At 66.4% G+C, this 16,630-nt stretch carries 13 protein-coding genes and 1 tRNA gene; 6 read left to right on the forward strand and 8 right to left on the reverse strand.

What is annotated here, in order from left to right:
* Positions 1–195: 195 nt before the first annotated feature.
* From AC1RQK_RS22610 to AC1RQK_RS22620, 3 genes are all read right to left on the reverse strand, one after another.
* Positions 196–822, reverse strand: a complete 627-nt coding sequence (locus tag AC1RQK_RS22610; protein WP_492811270.1) for a LysE family translocator — start codon at positions 820–822, stop codon at positions 196–198.
* A gap of 375 nt (positions 823–1,197) precedes the next feature.
* A tRNA-Met gene (locus AC1RQK_RS22615) sits at positions 1,198–1,273 on the reverse strand.
* Between the two features lie 269 nt (positions 1,274–1,542).
* Positions 1,543–1,782 (reverse strand): hypothetical protein, encoded by a 240-nt coding sequence (locus tag AC1RQK_RS22620; RefSeq protein ID WP_150986120.1) that lies wholly within the window; start codon positions 1,780–1,782, stop codon positions 1,543–1,545.
* A gap of 157 nt (positions 1,783–1,939) precedes the next feature.
* Between AC1RQK_RS22620 and AC1RQK_RS22625 the strand changes: the two genes are divergently transcribed.
* The gene (locus AC1RQK_RS22625; protein WP_492372199.1) at positions 1,940–2,746 is read left to right on the forward strand and encodes a 5'-3' exonuclease; all 807 of its coding nucleotides are present in this window, start codon (positions 1,940–1,942) and stop codon (positions 2,744–2,746) included.
* A 113-nt stretch (positions 2,747–2,859) separates the two neighbouring features.
* Here AC1RQK_RS22625 and AC1RQK_RS22630 read toward each other — a convergent pair whose 3' ends face one another.
* Positions 2,860–4,083 (reverse strand): MFS transporter, encoded by a 1,224-nt coding sequence (locus AC1RQK_RS22630; RefSeq protein WP_492811273.1) that lies wholly within the window; start codon positions 4,081–4,083, stop codon positions 2,860–2,862.
* Positions 4,080–5,246, reverse strand: a complete 1,167-nt coding sequence (locus AC1RQK_RS22635) for a serine hydrolase domain-containing protein (protein WP_492811275.1) — start codon at positions 5,244–5,246, stop codon at positions 4,080–4,082. The genes AC1RQK_RS22630 and AC1RQK_RS22635 overlap by 4 nt, the downstream gene beginning before the upstream one ends.
* 149 nt (positions 5,247–5,395) lie before the next feature.
* Between AC1RQK_RS22635 and AC1RQK_RS22640 the strand changes: the two genes are divergently transcribed.
* A complete protein-coding gene (locus AC1RQK_RS22640; protein WP_492372196.1) occupies positions 5,396–6,301 on the forward strand; it encodes a LysR family transcriptional regulator in 906 nt (301 codons plus the stop codon).
* Between the two features lie 39 nt (positions 6,302–6,340).
* Here the strand turns inward: AC1RQK_RS22640 and AC1RQK_RS22645 are convergent, their stop codons facing one another.
* Positions 6,341–7,210: a LysR substrate-binding domain-containing protein gene (locus AC1RQK_RS22645; RefSeq protein WP_492372195.1), complete on the reverse strand. Its 870-nt coding sequence runs from the start codon at positions 7,208–7,210 to the stop codon at positions 6,341–6,343.
* A 95-nt stretch (positions 7,211–7,305) separates the two neighbouring features.
* Between AC1RQK_RS22645 and AC1RQK_RS22650 the strand changes: the two genes are divergently transcribed.
* The 4 genes from AC1RQK_RS22650 to AC1RQK_RS22665 all read left to right on the forward strand — a co-directional run bounded on the left by AC1RQK_RS22650 (position 7,306) and on the right by AC1RQK_RS22665 (position 12,851).
* The gene (locus tag AC1RQK_RS22650) at positions 7,306–8,187 is read left to right on the forward strand and encodes an HpcH/HpaI aldolase/citrate lyase family protein (RefSeq protein WP_492811277.1); all 882 of its coding nucleotides are present in this window, start codon (positions 7,306–7,308) and stop codon (positions 8,185–8,187) included.
* Between the two features lie 121 nt (positions 8,188–8,308).
* Positions 8,309–9,277: a tripartite tricarboxylate transporter substrate binding protein gene (locus AC1RQK_RS22655; RefSeq protein ID WP_492372279.1), complete on the forward strand. Its 969-nt coding sequence runs from the start codon at positions 8,309–8,311 to the stop codon at positions 9,275–9,277.
* Positions 9,278–9,329: 52 nt separating this feature from the next.
* Positions 9,330–10,523 (forward strand): CaiB/BaiF CoA transferase family protein, encoded by a 1,194-nt coding sequence (locus tag AC1RQK_RS22660; RefSeq protein WP_492811279.1) that lies wholly within the window; start codon positions 9,330–9,332, stop codon positions 10,521–10,523.
* 204 nt (positions 10,524–10,727) lie between these two features.
* Positions 10,728–12,851, forward strand: coding sequence for a TonB-dependent receptor (locus AC1RQK_RS22665; RefSeq protein ID WP_492811281.1), 2,124 nt, complete (start codon positions 10,728–10,730; stop codon positions 12,849–12,851).
* Here AC1RQK_RS22665 and AC1RQK_RS22670 read toward each other — a convergent pair.
* Positions 12,835–14,274 carry a PepSY-associated TM helix domain-containing protein gene (locus AC1RQK_RS22670; RefSeq protein WP_492811283.1) on the reverse strand — a complete coding sequence of 480 codons (1,440 nt, stop codon included), beginning with the start codon at positions 14,272–14,274 and terminating at the stop codon, positions 12,835–12,837. The two genes, AC1RQK_RS22665 and AC1RQK_RS22670, sit on opposite strands and share 17 nt — an antisense overlap.
* An 11-nt stretch (positions 14,275–14,285) precedes the next feature.
* The gene (locus AC1RQK_RS22675) at positions 14,286–16,601 is read right to left on the reverse strand and encodes a TonB-dependent receptor (protein ID WP_492811285.1); all 2,316 of its coding nucleotides are present in this window, start codon (positions 16,599–16,601) and stop codon (positions 14,286–14,288) included.
* Positions 16,602–16,630 lie beyond the last annotated feature (29 nt).

Raw genomic sequence — 16,630 nt, forward strand, 5'->3', positions numbered from 1 at the left:
GTTTTGATGCTTCTAGCCGCGACAGCAGCTAGAAGCATCAAAACCCCACCCACAAGAGACGTTCCCGCGTCAGCGGGCTACAAGCAATACACATCGCATACTTCCCCCGACCTACAGTTCCTGCTCCAAGCTCAACAGATTTTGCGTACGAATCAACGGAACGGGACATCAAAACTCCGAACCCCCAGCTCTGCCCTACATCCTCGACGTAGCCAGCCGCGCGGCCAGCCCCAGGAAGACCACCCCCGCAAACCAGTTCAGCGCACGCTGCGCGCGTGCCGAGCGCAGCAGCAGGGCGCCGAACATGGCCGAGCAGTAGGCGATGACGGAAAAGACCAGCAGGGTGGCGATGATGAAGACCACGCCGAGCACCATGATCTGCAGCGCGATATGGCCACGGTCCGGCGCGACGAACTGCGGCAGGAACGCGAGGAAAAAGATCACCACCTTGGGGTTGGTCAGGTTCATCACCACGCCCCGCCGGTACATATGCCCCACGCCAGCCTTGTCGCCGTTGCCCAGGCTCATCGCGCCCACCGGGGCGCGGAACGCCTGCCAGGCAAGATAGGCCAGGTATAGCGCGCCGGCGATCTTGAGCACCATGAATGCGAGCTTGGACGCGGCGAACAGCGCGGCCAGGCCAAACGCGACCGCAGCCGTATGCACCAGTAGCCCGGTGCACAGGCCAAGCACCACGACCATGCCCGCGCGGGGCCCCCGCATGGCGGATTGCAGCAGCACGAATACATTGTCCGGGCCCGGCGTCAGTCCAAGCACCACGGCGATGCCGAAGAATGGCAATAGTGTCTCGAGCGGGGGCATGCGCTTTACTCCTTTGCGGCCGCGGATATCGCGTTGTCGGGTTAGGCCCGATATCGGGCAAGATCGTGCAAAAGGCATGGCCGTAGCATCCGGCGCGCCATCCGAATATTGCCAGCCAGGCAGCGTTTTGTGCCAGCCAGACGCTTTGGCTGGCTCTGGCTGGGTCTGGCTGGCCCAGTCAAGGGTGCCAGGTCGCCGGACTGCCCGAGGCTGCCTCCGGCGCCGGCCGATGGCTTCCCGCAGGCTTGCTTGCTGGCGGACAACCCGGCAATGGAACTGGTGGTGCCGAAGCTGCTGACACCGTCGCTGCTCGCCGTCTGGCCCCGGCAATGCAAAAAGCCCGTGCGGCGTGAACCGTACGGGCTTTTCAGAATCTGGTTGCGGGGGCAGGACTTGAACCTGCGACCTTCGGGTTATGAGCCCGACGAGCTGCCAACTGCTCCACCCCGCGGGCCGAAATATACGCGGGTTGGCGCGTCATGGATAGTCCTGATTGGGATTATTTCCAGAAATGGTCTCGGCGCATTGCCAGAATCAATGCAGTTGCTGCAAGAATGAGCGCGGCATTCGCGCTTTTTCGGGCATCCGCCCGGTGGCCGATCGCGTCGTCAAGCCACGTATTCGCCGCACGCGCGGTATCAACGGACACGATTGCCCGTGAGATCGGCGGTGCACATGCACCAAATCCTGGCGCCGGCCTGGCAGCAACCACCTCCGCTTTTACCCTCCGGCGGCATCCTTCGGCGCCGGAGCCAGGCGGAACTGCGCGGACAAGTCGGCCTCGGCGCCAAGCTGGGCGTCGGTCTGCACGACGCCTTTTGCGGCGAGTTTCGTGAGTGTGCGCGCTGCCTGGATCGGGCTGACGCCCGTGGCCTTTGCGACCTGATATGCATCCATCGGGGTGCCCGTCTTTTGCAGGGCGTCGATTACTGCCTGGCGAGTGTCGTGATTGTTGTTCATTTCCGGGCGTAGGTTGAGTCTGCTCAGACTAGACGAGGTGGACCGCCGGCGCAACCCCGCATTCTTGCTGATTCCCCCGCCCGAAAAGGTTGCGCGACGGGCTTCGCACGTCAAAATAGAGGGTCTGATCGCACGCATCGCAAGAATCGCAAGAACAATGAAGCACACTCTACTGCTCATCGACGGCCTGAACATCCTGCGCCGGGTCTACGAAGCCAACCCGGCTGAGGACATTCCGGCCAAGGTCGAGGGCGCCGTGCTTTCGGCGCTGGCCTCGTTCCGCCGGGCCTTGACCGAATGCAAGCCGACACACGCGCTGGCGGCATTCGACACCGGCGGCAAGACCTGGCGCCACGCGCTGTATCCCCAGTACCGCCAGCACCGCAAGCCCATGGACCCGGAGCTGGCGGAGGTCCTGCCGGACTTCCGGCTGACGCTGACGGAAGTGCTCGGGCTGCAGACAGCCATGATCGACGGCTACGAGGCCGACGACATCATCGCCACGGCCTTTTATCGCTGGACCGCGAGCAAGGAGGGGCAGGTGATCCCGGTGAGCACGGACAAGGACGTGCTGCAGCTGATTGCCGACGGCGCCATTGTGCGCAACCACTTTGCCACCGCGAAGAACGGGGAGCCGTCCTGGTTCGATGAACGCTACGTCATGGATAAGTTCGGCGTGGGCAGTCACCAGCTGGCCGACTATCTCGCGCTGCTGGGGGATAGCACGGACGATATCCCCGGTGTCGAGAAGGTCGGGGCCAAGACCGCGGCCAAGCTCTTGCAGCGCTACGGCGACCTGGAGGGCGTGCTTGCCAACGCCGCCGAGGAGAAAGGCGTGGTCGGCAAGAACCTGGCGGAACAGGCGCATCTGGCCCGGCTCTCCCGCCAGTTGCTCTCGCTGAAGACCGATGCCCAGCTTGGCCTGACGTGGAACATGCTGCGGGTGGGCGAATCGGCTGAGTAGCGGCTGAGTAGCGGCACCTGGCGTTCCTGGTGGTGGCCATGGTCGGTGCCTTTTCTCATCGACCTGGCCAATGCGATCGTGATCAAGGCGTACCTGCCGCTGCATCCGGCGTTTTAGGTTTTAGCCGCCATGACGCTGGCGTGACCCGGCTTGCGGTCGAACAGCAGCAGCTTCAGCGCCATGCACAGCGTTGTCAAAACGGCGAACAGCCAGCCGCTCCACAACGCGCCCGTCATGCCCGCTGCGGTGATGCACCAGCCGCCCACCGCCGAGCCGGATACCACGCCCAGGTTGGCGGCCGAGATATAGAGGCTGGTCGCGAACTCCGGGGCTTCCGGCGCGGCGGATGCCAGCCACATCTGGCTGACGATCAGGCCGCTGGTATGCGCGGCGCCCCACAGCAGGCAGACCGCGATCATCGGGACAAACGAGGCATTGCCGCAGGCGTAGAGCACAAGGTAGGCACCACCCAGCACCGCCGGGTGCAGCAGCGCGGTTCGCGCCAGGCTCCTGCCCAGCAACCGGCCGGCGATCAGATTGCCCGCCACGCCGCCGATACCGAACACCACCAGCAGCGCGCTGATGGCCTCGCCGCCCATGCCGGCCTCGCTCGCGAGGTACTCGGCCGCATAGCTGTAGACCGAGAACATCGTCGCGAAGACGAACACGGTTGCGAACAGGTTGAGCCACAGCGCCGGCTTGCGCAGGATGGCCGAGGGCCGGCTGGCCGATGCGGCCTGCGCGGGTGCGGGCCGCTGCGCCGCATCCGGCAGCATGGCCAGCAGGCCGATTCCCGCCGCCGCGTTGACGGCGGCGCAGAACAGGAAGGAGGCTTCATAGGAAAAGCGCGCCGCGATCCACGCGGTGATTGGCACGCCCAGCACCAGGCCCATGCTGGTGCCCACGAAGGCCATCGCCGTGGCATGCGTGGCTCGCTCCTTCGGGTACAGCGACACGGCCGCCGCGAACGCCAGCGAGAAGAACACCGGATGCAGCAGCGCGGGGACGATGCGCAGCGCCATCAGCCCGGCAAAGTTCGGCGCCCACGCCGACAGCACGCTGCACACGGCGAACACGAACAGCGAGCCCGCCAGCACCCTGCGCCGGGCATAGCGCGACAGCCACAGCACCATGAACGGCCCGCACATGGCCACCACCAGCGCGAACAGGCCGACCAGCCAGCCTGCCCGGGCGACCGTGACGCCGTAGCGCGCGACGATAGCGGGCAGGATGCCGACCACGCCGAACTCGATGGTGTAAAGGCCAAACAGGCCGAGCGCGATAAAGAACAGGGAGCGGCCGGCATCGATGGCCTTCATGGGTGCCACATCGCTCATCGCGCCACCGCCTCTTGCCCATAGACGGCGTCGCGCAGGTCCGTCACGAAGCGGCCGGACATGCCTTCATACAGGGTGTTGGTGAACGCGGCCACGCTCAGGCCCCGGGCGCGGTCGACGAACCAAGAGTGCCCGTAAGCGCCGCCCCAGCGCCAGGTGCCGGCCGACTCCGGCGAGCCGGCCGCAGCCGGATTGTGCAGCACCGAGAAGCCCAGGCCGAAGCCGGTGCCCGGCGCATCCGGCGGACCCCATGCGCCGGTCTGGTTGCGGCCCATTTCATCGACCCAGGCCGCGGGCATCAATGGCTCGCCGCCCTGGCGCAGGGTCTCCAGCAAGCGAAGGAAATCGCTGGCGCTGCCAACCATGCCGGCGCCGCCGGAGGGGAAGGCACTGGTGTCCAATGCGCGCGCCGGCGCGTAGTGGATGCCGGCCGTGCCGTCGACGACGGGGACCACATCGTGCGCGCGCATGCGGCGCGGCACTGGCGTGTCGTTGACGTAGGCGGTGGCTAGCCGCTCGGCATCGGCCGCGGCAAAGCCGGTGTCGCCCATGCCCAGCGGACCCGTGACCAGCGCGTGCACCGCGTCGGCCAGCGGCGCGTCGCAAACGCGTTCGATCACGGCGCCAAGCACGTCCGTGGCCAGCGAATAGCCCCAGGCGGTGCCCGGCTTATAGAGCAAGGGCACGCTGGCGATGCGGCGCAGGTTCTCCGCAAGCGTGATGCCCGGCTGGTCCATGCCGTCCGACACGCCAGCGCGGGCATAGGGCCCGTGCTCGTCGGCTTCGAAGAAGCGGTAGCCCAGCCCGGCGGTATGGGTCATCAGCTGCCGCACGGTGAGGATGGCGGGGCTGCTGTCGGCCAGCCGCGGCGTGAAATCCGGCAGCCAGCGCGTCACGGCCTCGTCGAGCCCCAGGCGGCCCTGCGCCACCAGCACCATCGCTGCGCTCGACACGATGGGCTTGGATACCGACGCCAGGCGGAACAGCGTATCGGTGCGCATGGGCCGGCCGGCCTCACGGTCGGCCAGGCCCGCGGCGCGGCGGTGGATGACTTCGCCGTGGCGGGCAACCAGCACGACGGCGCCGACCAGGCGGTGGGCGGCAAGGGCTTGTTCAATCGCCGCGTCAACGCGGGCGGACAGGGGGGGCAGGGGTGACAACATGCGTGTTTTCCTTCGTCGCAAGACAGGGATGGGATCAAGCAAACGATAAGAAACATTTGACTCGGGAAAAAGTAGGCTAGAGTTCCTGGTTATCCGGACATAATTATCCGTAATCGAGGATCGAGGCGCTTGGCATGAGGGGAAAGCCGATGGACAGCCTGAGTGGCTTTACGGTGTTTGTGCAGGTCGCCGAGACCCGCAGCTTCGTGGCCGCCGGCCGCCTGATGGGCGTGTCGGCGTCGGCCGTGGGCAAGAGCGTCGCAAGGCTGGAAGAAAAGCTCGGCGCGCGGCTGTTTCACCGCAGCACGCGCAGCATTACCCTGACGGCGGAAGGCGCGCAGTTCCTGGAGCGCAGCCGCCGCATCCTGGCCGAGATCGAGGCGGCGGAGCAGGAGCTGTCGCGCGCAGCGCAAGCGCCGCGCGGGCGCTTGCGCGTCAGCCTGCCGCTGGTGAGTTCGCTGGTGCTGCCGGTGCTGGGCGACTTCATGCGGCAGTACCCGGAAATCGAGCTGGACCTGGATTTCACCGACCGCATGGTGGACGTGATCGAAGAGGGTTTCGATGCCGTGGTGCGCACCGGCGAGCCAAGCGACTCCCGGCTATCGGCGCGGCGTCTCGGCGCGTTCCGGATCTTGCTGGTGGCGTCGCCAGCGTATCTCGCGCAGCGCGGGGAGCCCCGGCAGCCCGCGGACCTGGCCGGGCATGCCTGCCTGCAATACCGCTTCCCGAACAGCGGCAAGCTGGAAGCCTGGCCGTTGCGCCGCGCAGCCGTCGATCCGGAGTTGAACCTGCCTACCTCGATGATCTGCAACAACATCGAGACCCGCGTGAGCTTTGCGTTGCAGGGCCTCGGCATCGCCTGCCTGCCGGACTTTGCCATCCGCGAGGCGCTGGCCGACGGCCGGTTGCGCACCGTGCTGGACGACTACGTGGACCGTAGCGGCACCTTCCGCGTGCTGTGGCCTGCCAGCCGGCACCCGTCGCCCAAATTGCGCGTGTTCATCGACTTCCTGGGCGAGCGGGTGTTTCCGGGCGGCGCGGATCATGCCGTTTGAGCATCTCCGGATCGGCGCCGGATCGGCGCCAGTAAGCGCTCAGGCGGCTGCCTGCCGCGCGTGCCGCAGCAACGAGTGGATCAACGGCGTGCGGGGAGACGAGCGTTGCCACAAGATGCCGAACCGGCGCGGCTCGGTCGCTTCGGGCAGCGTCAGCTTGGCGATGCGCAGGCCTGCCGTCAGCGGCGACGCTATGTCGGGCACCAGAGACACCCCCAGCCCCCGGTCGACCATCATGGCGATCGCCACCAGCGAGCTGAGCTCGAACCGCTCGTGCGCGGCGATGCCGGCCTGCCGCAGGTACCGGTCGGCCTGCTTGCCGCCGCCCACGCTGCGGTCGTAGCGGATCAGCGGCTCGGTGCGCAGCAGTTCGTGCGGATCGCGCCGGGCCAGCCGGGCGGGCGCCAGTACAACCAGGGGTTCCTCACGCAGCAGTTCCCACACGATGGTCTTGGGCAGCGCGAAGGGCGGGTGCAGGCAGACGGCCGCATCCAGCTCTGCGTTTTTCACGGCGTCATACAGCGCCGCCGATTTGTCCGACTGGATAAACACGGAGACACCCGGATGCTCCGCGGCGAACCCGGCTAGCGTTTCCGGCAGCAGGCTGTGCAACGCAGTGTTGATCGTGCCCAGGCGCAGTTCGCGCGGTGCTTCCACCTCATTCACCCAATCCCGCAATTGGCTGAAGTCCCGCAGCAAGGTGCGCGCGCGTTCGGCGAGCCGTGCGCCCGACTCGGTCGGCGCCACGGTGCGGCCGGCACGGCCCAGCAGGGCAGTGCCCAGCTCCCGCTCCAGGACGTGGATCTGCTGCGCGATGGCGGCGGGCGTCACGTTGAGCCGCCGGGCGGCTTGCGCGAGGGAGCCGGTATCCACGACGACCAGGAACGCGTTGAGGTAGGCTGTCTCCATACATTTTCTATCGATTAAAGAAAGAGATACATAGTTTATCTTTGTTATGGCGTGACACACACTGGCGCACTCCAAAGCCATCGGTTCACGTTGCCATGAGAAGCAAACTGTTCGTCCCCGGCTCCCGCCCGGAATTGTTCGACAAGGCCTTGGCCAGCGCCGCGGACGGGCTCTCGTTCGACCTCGAGGACGCGGTGGCGCAGGAGCGCAAGCCGCAAGCGCGCGAGGCACTGCGCGAGCTGCTGCGCTCGGGCCAGGCCCGCGCCAGCGGCAAGACCCTGATCGTCCGGGTCAACGCGATGGACACCCCTCACTTTGCGGCCGACGTGGCCGCAGTGGTGCAGCCCGGCCTGGACCTGATCAACCTGCCCAAGCCCGAGAGCGCCGACGACGTGCGCCGCGCTGCCGCCGCCATCGAGCAGGCGGAACGGGTCAACGGGTTTGCGCTTGGCGTGGACAGCCCGGTCCGCCTGCTGCTCAATATTGAAACGCCCAAGGCGCTGCGCCTGGCCGGCGAACTGGCCGCGGCCCACCCGCGCGTGGCTGGCTTGCAGCTTGGCCTGGGCGACCTGTTCGAGCCGCTGGGCATCGCCCGGCGCGAAAGCGCGGCGATCCAGCAGGCCATGTACGCGGTGCGCATGGCAGCCGGCGAGGCCGGCGTATTCGCCTACGACACGGTGTTTGCCAACATCAAGGATGAAGCCGGCTTCCGTGCCGAGGCCGAGCTGTCGCGCCGCATGGGCTTTCTTGGCAAGAGCTGCATTCATCCCAGCCAGGTCCCCCTGGCCAACCAGGCCTTCCGCCCGAGCGATGAGGAGATCGGGCATGCGGCGCGGGTACTGGAGGCCGCGCGCGATGCGATGGCCAGGGGCGTGGGCGCCTACGTGGTGGACGGAAAGATGATCGACCCGCCGTTCCTGAAGCGGGCGCAAGCCATCGTGGCTACCGCCAGGCGCCTTGGATTGCTGCCTGCCTGACTCCGCCGGGATCCGCTGCCGGGATCAGGCTGCATCGCATGGGGCAAACAAAAAAACAGAAGGAGACACTTTGACTACACCAACCGCAACCGCAACCGCAACCGCATCCGCATTCGTATCCATTTCCCGTAGCGTGGCCTTGGCCGCCACGGCCATTGCCAGCCTGGTATCCGGCGCGGCGTTCGCACAGGGCGGATATCCAAGCAAGCCCATCACCATCGTCGTGCCCTATCCGCCGGGCGGCTCCAACGACATCTTCGCTCGCATTGTCGCCAGGGAGATCGGCGAGGAGCTCAAGCAACCCGTGGTCATCGACAACCGGCCCGGCGCCAGCGGCAATACCGGCACGGGCATCGTGGCCAAGTCCGCCCCGGACGGGTACACGCTGGTCGCCGTGTCGTCCAGCATGACGACCAATGCCGCGGTGCAGGCCAAGCTGCCGTTCGATGCGGTCAAGAGCTTTGTGCCGGTGGCGATGTTTGCGCAAGGGCCGTTCATTGTCGCGGTCAACAATGCGTTTCCCGCCAGGACGCCGCAGGAACTGATCGCGGCGATCCGCGCCAGGCCGGGCAAGTACAACTACGCCTCAAGCGGGCCGGGCAGCGTCAACCAGTTTGGCACCGAGCTGCTCAAGGCCAGGGCCGGGAACCTGTTCATCACGCATATCCCGTATCGCGGCATGGGTCCCGCCGTGACCGACCTGATCGGCGACCAGACACAGCTGTTGATCTCCAGCGGCCCCTCGCTGCTGCCGATGGTGCGCGCCGGCAAGGTACGCGCCGTTGGCATCACCAGCCTCAAGCCGAGCCCGATCGCGCCGGATCTCACGCCCATGTCCAGCGCGGTGCCGGGCTATGAATTCGAACTCTGGTGGGGCCTGCTGGCGCCGGCCGGCACGCCGCCGGCGATCGTCAGCCAGCTCAACGCCGCCGTCAACACCATCTTGTCCAAGCCCGAGATCAAAGCGGCCTTCCTGAAGGAGGGCGCCGAAGCCAGGCCCGTCACGCCGGCCCAGTTCGCCGCCATCATCGGGCAGGACGTGGAACGGTGGAAGACGCTCGCCAAGCGCCAGAACATCGTCGTGGACTGATGCTCGCCCGCCTTGCCTCTACTGCCTCTATTTCCTGTTTCCGGAGATTTCCATGCGTCCCCCCTTTGATGACCGCGCCGCGCCACTGAGCGAGCGCACCGGCAAGCCGGGCCCGCTGTCCGGCCTGCGCGTGCTGGACCTGAGCGCCTACATAGCTGGCCCCTATGGTTGCTCGCTGCTGGCCGACCAGGGTGCCGAGGTCATCAAGATCGAGCCGCCCGCCGGCGACAACCTGCGCAAGTACCCTTCCTCGCTGGAGGCCGAGAGCCGCGCCTTCCTGGGCGTGAACCGCAGCAAGCTGGGCGTGGTGCTGGACCTCAAGCAAGCCGACGACCTGCAGCGGCTGATGGCGCTGGTGCGCACCGCCGACGTGCTGGTGCACAACTTCCGGCCCACCGTGCCGCCCAGGCTGGGCATCGCTTACGAACAGCTCAAGCTGGTCAACCCGCGCCTGATCTATTGCGCCGTGACCGGTTATGGGGAAGATGGCCCGCTCAAGGACAAGGCCGGCTACGACCAGGTCTTGCAGACCATGACCGGCATGTGCACGCTGCAGGGCAAGCAGGGCGGCGCGCCAGAGATTCTCTATGGCTCGGTCGTCGACTACTACGGCTCGGCGCTGGTCGCCGGCGGCGTCGCGTCCGCACTCTACGAGCGCGAGAAAAGCGGCGAAGGCCAGTATGTCGGCATCTCACTCTTGCGCGCGGCGCTGACCATGCAATCGGCCCGCATGGTCTGGGCGGACAACGAACCCAGGGAGGTTGGCCGCGACATGCGCTCCGGCGGCATCACCGGCATCCATCCGACCAAGGAAGGCTATCTCTACATCTCCGCGAACACGCCGCATTTCTGGGCGGCGCTTTGCGAGAAAACCGGCCTGGCTGAACTCACCACCGAGCGTTATGACAGCGTGCGCAAGCGCGCGCAGCATCAGGATGAGATCGTCCCCATGCTGCACCGCGCGCTGGCAGCCCGCACCGCGCTGGAATGGGAGGCGCACTTCGGCGAAGCGGTGCCCTGCGCTGCCGCGCGCTCCGTGGAAGATATGTTCGACTTCCCGCAGGTGCAGGCGGAAGGCATGGTGACCACGTTCGAGCATCCCACCGTGGGCCGGTATCGCGGCTTTACCCGTGCCATCAAGTTCGGGCGCACGCCCGGGCCCGAGCCGTTCGCGGCGCCGGTGCTGGATCAGCATGGGCAGAGGGTGAAGGCGGAGGCGGACAGGTTGGTGAGCGAGGAGATGTAGCCGATCTCGCCGGGCTTCGATTCATCGACAAGCCCGTGGCAAATGGTCGCTGCATGGATGGCGCGACCACGCAATGCGCCCAATGCGTCGCATTGCCGCATTCCTTTGATGTCAGGCCGCTGGGTAGACTTTCGCGCCTCTAGCGCCACTCGCACGAGTGGCGCTCCGAGCCGACAACTCTCCGGACTCAGCGCGCCTCCATTCATGCTCCCCACCTCGCTTCGACATCATTGCTTTGCACTCGCCGCCGCAACCGCCGGCTTTCCCGCCTACGCTGAGGACGCACTTCGCGAAGCGCCCGACCTTGCCCCGGTCACTGTCTCCGCCGCGCCGGATTCCGCGTTGCGCGGGCGGGCATCCACGGGCTCCAATCTCGGACTGACGCCCATGCAGACCCCGGCCAGCGTCGACGTCATCCGGCGCGAGCAATTGGAAGAACGCGGCGACGCATCGCTCGTGGATGCCATCACCCGCGCGCCCGGGCTGTCCGGCCTCGGCCACCCCGGCAACGGCGGCGCCGCATTGTCGGCGCGCGGCTTCACGGGCTCGACCTCGGTGATGCAGCTCTATGACGGGATTCGCCAGTATGGCGGCATCGGCATCACGTTCCCCTTCGATACCTGGTCCGTCGAGCGCATCGAGGTGCTGCGCGGCCCGGCTTCGGTGATCTACGGAGAGGGCGCCATCGGCGGCGTGGTCAACGTGGTGCCGAAGAAGCCAGCGCGTGGCCCGGTCGAGAGTGAAATCCAGGCCGCGCTGGGCACGGAGAATACACAGCGGCTGGCGTTCGGCAGCGGCGGCGCCATCAACGACAAGCTCGCCTACCGGCTCGATGTGAGCGGCAACCGGTCCGACGGATCCGTCGATCTCGGCGACTCCCGGAACCTGTCGCTGTCCGGTGCCATCCAGTGGGACGCCACGCCGGACCTGAGCCTGAAGCTCAGCTATGCCAAAGGCTGGCAGGAGCCGCAGCGCTACTTCGGCGTGCCGCTGGTCAACGGGCAGCAGGACGCGGCGCTGCGGAGCAAGAACTACAACGTGGGCGACAGCCTGCTCAAGTTCGATGACCAATGGACGGAGCTCGCCGCGCAGTGGACACCGAATGCCGATGCCACGGTGCGCTCGCGCTTTTACTACATCGACAGCAAGCGGCACTGGCGCAATGCCGAGTACTACAACTACGTGCCGGCCACGGGGCTGGTCAGCCGTTCGTCCTATACGGAGATCCTGCACGACCAGTGGCAGGTCGGCAATACTACCGATGCCACGTTCCGGCACCATCTTTTTGGCATGAAGAACAGCGTGTCGGTGGGTTTCGACGTCAACCGGGCGTCGTTCACGCATACCAATAATTCGCCGTACTCAGGCACATCGGCGGTGGATCCCTATGTGTTCGATCGCGGTACGTTCATCAACGTGACGGGCACCACGCCGCGCTATCGCAACGAGGCGACGCAATACGCGCTGTTTGCCGAGGATCGCCTTGAGGTGACGCCGCGCTGGTCCGTGCTGGGCGGGTTGCGCTATGACCGCGCCGACCTGTCGCGCCGTGACCTGGTGGCCGGGCAGGCGGCCTTCGACAGGACGTTTTCCAATGTTGGCTGGCGTGCTGGCACCGTATACAACCTGACGCCGGATCTCGCCGTGTACGCGCAGTACGCGCAAGCGGCCGATCCGGTCAGCGCCTTGCTGATGCTGACGCCGGCCAACAGCAACTTTGACGTCTCCACCGGTCGCCAGGTTGAAGTCGGCGTCAAGCAGTGCTTCTGGCAGGGCAAGGGCGAGCTGACGCTGGCCGCCTATCGGATCGTCAAGAAGAACCTGGTCACGCGTGACGTTGCCAATCCTTCGGCCAGCGTGCAGGTGGGCCAGCAGTCGTCGAAGGGGCTGGAAGCCACCTTCGGGCTGGCGTTTCTCTCCGGCTGGCGCGTGGATGCCAATGCCGCTTTGCTGCAGGCGCGCTATGACGATTTCACGGAGTCCGTGGGGGGCGCAGCGGTCTCCCGTAGTGGCAATGTGCCCACGGACGTGCCCGAGCGGCTGGCCAACGTTTGGGTGACGTGGCGCTTCCACCCGGCATGGACCGCCGGCGCAGGCCTGCGCTATGTGGGCCGGCGCTTCGCCGACCGCGCCAACACGCTCGAGATGCCGGCCTATACGACCACCGACCTGTCGCTCCAATGGCGCGCGCGCCGGGACACGACGCTGGCGCTGCGCGGGTTCAATGTCTTCGACAAGCGCTACGTCACCACCGCCTACTACAACGCCACGCAATGGTTGCAAGGATCTGGCCGGCGGGTCGAACTGAGCGTCAACTACCGCTTCTGAGCGGACTGGCAGCGTCTGGCGCAGCCCGCCGCACGGCGGCCGGCCGTGCGAACCAGCGATCCAGCAGCCAGACCATCACCAGCGTGGCGCCCATCATCGGGAACACCGCGCCCAGCAGACCCAGGCCAATCACCCACGCCCGCATGGGCGGGAGCGTGCGCGGGAAAGACGGCGCGGCCAGGGCGCGCGCGGGCCGGCGCTTTAGCCACATCACGAGGCCCGTCACGGCGAGCAGCATCAGGCCCAGCGAGATCACCGTGCACGCAATCTGGTTGGCCAATCCGAAATAGCGGCCCATGTGCAGGGACGTGCCGTAGGAGATGGCCTGCGCCACCGCGCCGTAATCGCCGTAGCGAATGTCCTTGAGCACCTTGCCGGTGTACTGGTCGATATGCAGCGTGCGTTCCACCTTGGGATCCGCGGGGAAATAGGAGGCGGTGAACACGCCGGTGGCGGACTTCGGCAGCACGAGCTGGTAGCCGCTCGACACACCGTTCTCGGCCACGATCGCCACCGCACGGTCCAGGCTGATCGTGGCAGCGCCCACTGCCGGCGGCGTGCCGGACGGAACCTTGGCCATGCCGACCGCCCAGGGGACTGCAGCGAGGGGAAGTGCATCCATGCTGGCCGCGCCCGGTGTCGACCGGACCCCCGCGTCGCCCCATGCGCCGGCCGGATTGCCCAGCCGCGCTGCGGTCGCGATCGCCTTGAATTGCTTGCCCCACGATGCGGTCCAGGGTAAGCCGGACAACACGAACGCCACGGCGCCGATGGCCATCCACGCGCCGAAGACCAGGTGGACTTCCTTCCACCAGCCGCGCCCGCCGGCGGCCTTGCCCATCACGAAGGCCTTGCCGCCTTTGTCGCGCAGCCGCGGCCACCACATCGCGACGCCCGTGGCAATCATCACCAGCGACCAGCATGCCGCCAGCTCCATCAGCAGCTCCCCGGTCTTGCCCAGCAGCAGCGCGCGATGCAGCATGCGCACCTGCTTCATGAGCCGGTCCTCCACGCTCAGGCTGCCGAGAAAGCTGCCGGTGTACGGGTCCAGGTACAGGCTTTCGCTCTTGCCCGACGGCAGCCGAAAGACAAACTCGGCGCTGGCACGCGGGGACGAATCGACGGTGTACGTCGTCGCCACGGCGCCTTCCGGCGCCTGGGCCCATGCCCGGTCCAGCAAGGCCTGGGCGGGAAGCTTCGCGCCCACGGGCTCCACGCGCAGCAATTGCGGATAGAGCAGCGATTCGATCTGCGGCTGGAAGCAGTAGAGCGTGCCGGTGATCGCCAGGATGACCAGGAAGGGTGCGACGAAGAGCCCGGCGTAGAAGTGCCACCGCCAGAGCATGCGATAAGACGCCGCTGCGGCCGGCGAGGGCTGGGTGGCTTGCGCGGGCATGGGCGGCCGTTCGAGAGGCTGGGACATGGCGGGATCTGTCAAAGGGTGTATTTCAGGCTCAGGTAGAACGTGCGCTGCGGGAAGGGGTGGAACAGGAAGTATTTGTGATTGTTCAGGTTGTCCACGCCCAGTGCACCGCTCCAATGCTTGTCTAGCTGGTAGTGCACGCGCGCATCCATCACGAAGAAGCTCTCGAAGCCCTGGTAGGTCGCGGGGTTGATGTCGGTGTTGTCGACCGTCGCGTACACGCGGCTGCTATAGCGCGCGGCCAGCGTGTAAGCCCATTTGTTGTCAGGCCGATAGGTTGCCGCTACCGTGCCGCGCCACGTGGGCACGTAGGGCACGCGCTTGCCGACCGCCGTTGCGCCAGGGGTAGTCGGCACGTAGCTGTCGTCCGAGAGAATCCGGGAGTTGACATAGGTGACGTTGCCCGAGAGCGTCAGGCCGTTGATCAGCACATGGTCTTGCTGGCCGGCCAGCTCGAGCCCCAGTTGTCGTGTCTTGCCCACGTTCTGCGTAAAGGAGACGGGCGTGGCGAACCCGGCAATTGTCGAGGTCTGGGAGATCAGCGCGTTCTTGACGTACTCGCTGAAGGCGGAAACACGCAGCTTGCCCTCGCTGGTGTGGCGCTCGATGGCAAGTTCGCCAGACAGGACGCGCTCCGGTTGCAAGAACGGATTGGCCTGGGTGAACGTCGTCCCGGTCTGCACGCTCTGGTAGAGCTCGCCGACCGTCGGGAAGCGAAGCGCCTTGCCGAACGAGCCGGTCACCGACCACAGCTGGCTGGCCTCCCATGTCAGCGACGCCTTGGGGGAGAAGCCGGATTTGTCGAGGCTGGGCTGCTGGATCGGCACCCCCACGCCGTTGCTGCCAATGGCGTAGTTGAACCCGTCATAGGCGCGCCACATCTCATAGCGGCCGCCCAGCGTTGCCTGCAGGCTTGGTGTCATGCGCCAAACGTCCTGCAGCCAGAGCGCGCCGGTCTGCGTCTTGCCCTGCGAGGTGCTGAACAGGGCGCCATTGCCACCGGAGACCCAGTTGGTGGTGCTGTAGGTCGGGCTGCTCAGCTTGAACTGGTCGTAGTGGGCGCCGAAGCTGACGATGTTCGCGCCGGCGATGCCCTGCGGCCGCCAGATGCCCTTGACGTCGAAGGTGGACCAGCCGGAGCCGCTCATGTCGGTGGTCCGGCCCGGCCCACCCGTCAGCGCCGCCGGGTAGAGCCCGGTGGACAAGCGGCTCGAATCCTGCAGATAGTAGAAATTACTGACTATGGCCTCCCAGTCGAACAGCCCTTGCGTCCGGGTCCCGACCTTGAGGCTCTGCATCAGGTGTTCCTGATCGACGTTGTTGCTGGAAAACTGGCCCGCGATGGTGCTGGCGCTGTACGCGAATCCACCGATATTGACGTTGCCGGCTGACGCGCCGTAGAAGGGCGACCCGGATGTCGTGCTCAGGTAGGTTTGCGCGCTCGCTTTCGAACTGTTCTGCCAATAGCCCAGCGTGTAGACCGCGCTCAACGTTGGCGTGAAATCGTAGCCCAGCTTGACGGTGGCGTTGTCCTGCAGCGTATGGATGAAATTGCCAGCGCCAATTACCTGGATGGCGCCGCCGGTCCGGTTGCGGTCGGCGTACGCGCCGGTGATGACCGGCAGGGCGGCACCGGCGGCGGCCGTCGACTGGCCGACCGTGGCGAAGCTAAGCGGCTGGCTGAAGCTGTTGAGGTGGTTCGCGCTGAACCACCACGAGAACTTTCCGGTGCGGTCGCCCAGCGTGGCGCTGACCTGCTGCGCCGGCTCGTTCTGGTCGGTGCCGTACTTGCTGAACTGCTGGATGGCGCCCGTGACTTCCAGGCTGCCCTCGAACGTCTTCGGCATCCGCGTGGTGATCTCGGTCACGGCACCGTAGGAGTTGCCCGGATACGCCGCGGCGAACGGGCCGTACATGACGTCGACCCGGTCGATCGATTGCGGCGTCACCATGAACCACTGCGGGGAGCCGTTGCCGTTGTTGTTGTTGATCAGGGTCGACAGCAAGACCCCGTCGGCATAGATCAGGCTGCGCGCGCTGGCGTTGATGCCGGTGGTGCGGGTCGCCATCGGGGACTGGGTGTCGCCGATAAAGCGCTTGCGCACCAGCACGTCGGGCAGGTATTTCAGGGCGTCTTCCGCGCCCATCACGTTGATGGCCTGCGCGGCTTGTTCGCCGGTGATGCTCGCGGTGGTCTGCGGCAACTGGTTTTTCTCGGCAAACGAGCGAGTTTCGGTCACCTGGACCGCCGGCAGGCTCTGTTCGTCGGCGGCCTCGGCCAGCGTGCCGATGGTGCCAAGGATGACTAGGGGCAGCAGCGTGCGCATGATTGGGTCTACCTCACATCGTTGTCCGG

The sequence above is a fragment of the Cupriavidus sp. GW822-FHT02D05 genome, from assembly GCF_058802485.1.

Bases quoted from the DNA above. Each gene is read 5' to 3' on its own strand.
- AC1RQK_RS22670 (WP_492811283.1), bottom strand. From the start codon at position 14,274: ATGTCCCAGCCTCTCGAACGGCCGCCCATGCCCGCGCAAGCCACCCAG.
- AC1RQK_RS22675 (WP_492811285.1), bottom strand. From the start codon at position 16,601: ATGCGCACGCTGCTGCCCCTAGTCATCCTTGGCACCATCGGCACGCTG.
- AC1RQK_RS22645 (WP_492372195.1), bottom strand. From the start codon at position 7,210: ATGGAGACAGCCTACCTCAACGCGTTCCTGGTCGTCGTGGATACCGGC.
- AC1RQK_RS22630 (WP_492811273.1), bottom strand. From the start codon at position 4,083: ATGAGCGATGTGGCACCCATGAAGGCCATCGATGCCGGCCGCTCCCTG.
- AC1RQK_RS22660 (WP_492811279.1), top strand. From the start codon at position 9,330: ATGCGTCCCCCCTTTGATGACCGCGCCGCGCCACTGAGCGAGCGCACC.
- AC1RQK_RS22625 (WP_492372199.1), top strand. From the start codon at position 1,940: ATGAAGCACACTCTACTGCTCATCGACGGCCTGAACATCCTGCGCCGG.
- AC1RQK_RS22650 (WP_492811277.1), top strand. From the start codon at position 7,306: ATGAGAAGCAAACTGTTCGTCCCCGGCTCCCGCCCGGAATTGTTCGAC.
- AC1RQK_RS22610 (WP_492811270.1), bottom strand. From the start codon at position 822: ATGCCCCCGCTCGAGACACTATTGCCATTCTTCGGCATCGCCGTGGTG.
- AC1RQK_RS22665 (WP_492811281.1), top strand. From the start codon at position 10,728: ATGCTCCCCACCTCGCTTCGACATCATTGCTTTGCACTCGCCGCCGCA.
- AC1RQK_RS22640 (WP_492372196.1), top strand. From the start codon at position 5,396: ATGGACAGCCTGAGTGGCTTTACGGTGTTTGTGCAGGTCGCCGAGACC.
- AC1RQK_RS22620 (WP_150986120.1), bottom strand. From the start codon at position 1,782: ATGAACAACAATCACGACACTCGCCAGGCAGTAATCGACGCCCTGCAA.
- AC1RQK_RS22635 (WP_492811275.1), bottom strand. From the start codon at position 5,246: ATGTTGTCACCCCTGCCCCCCCTGTCCGCCCGCGTTGACGCGGCGATT.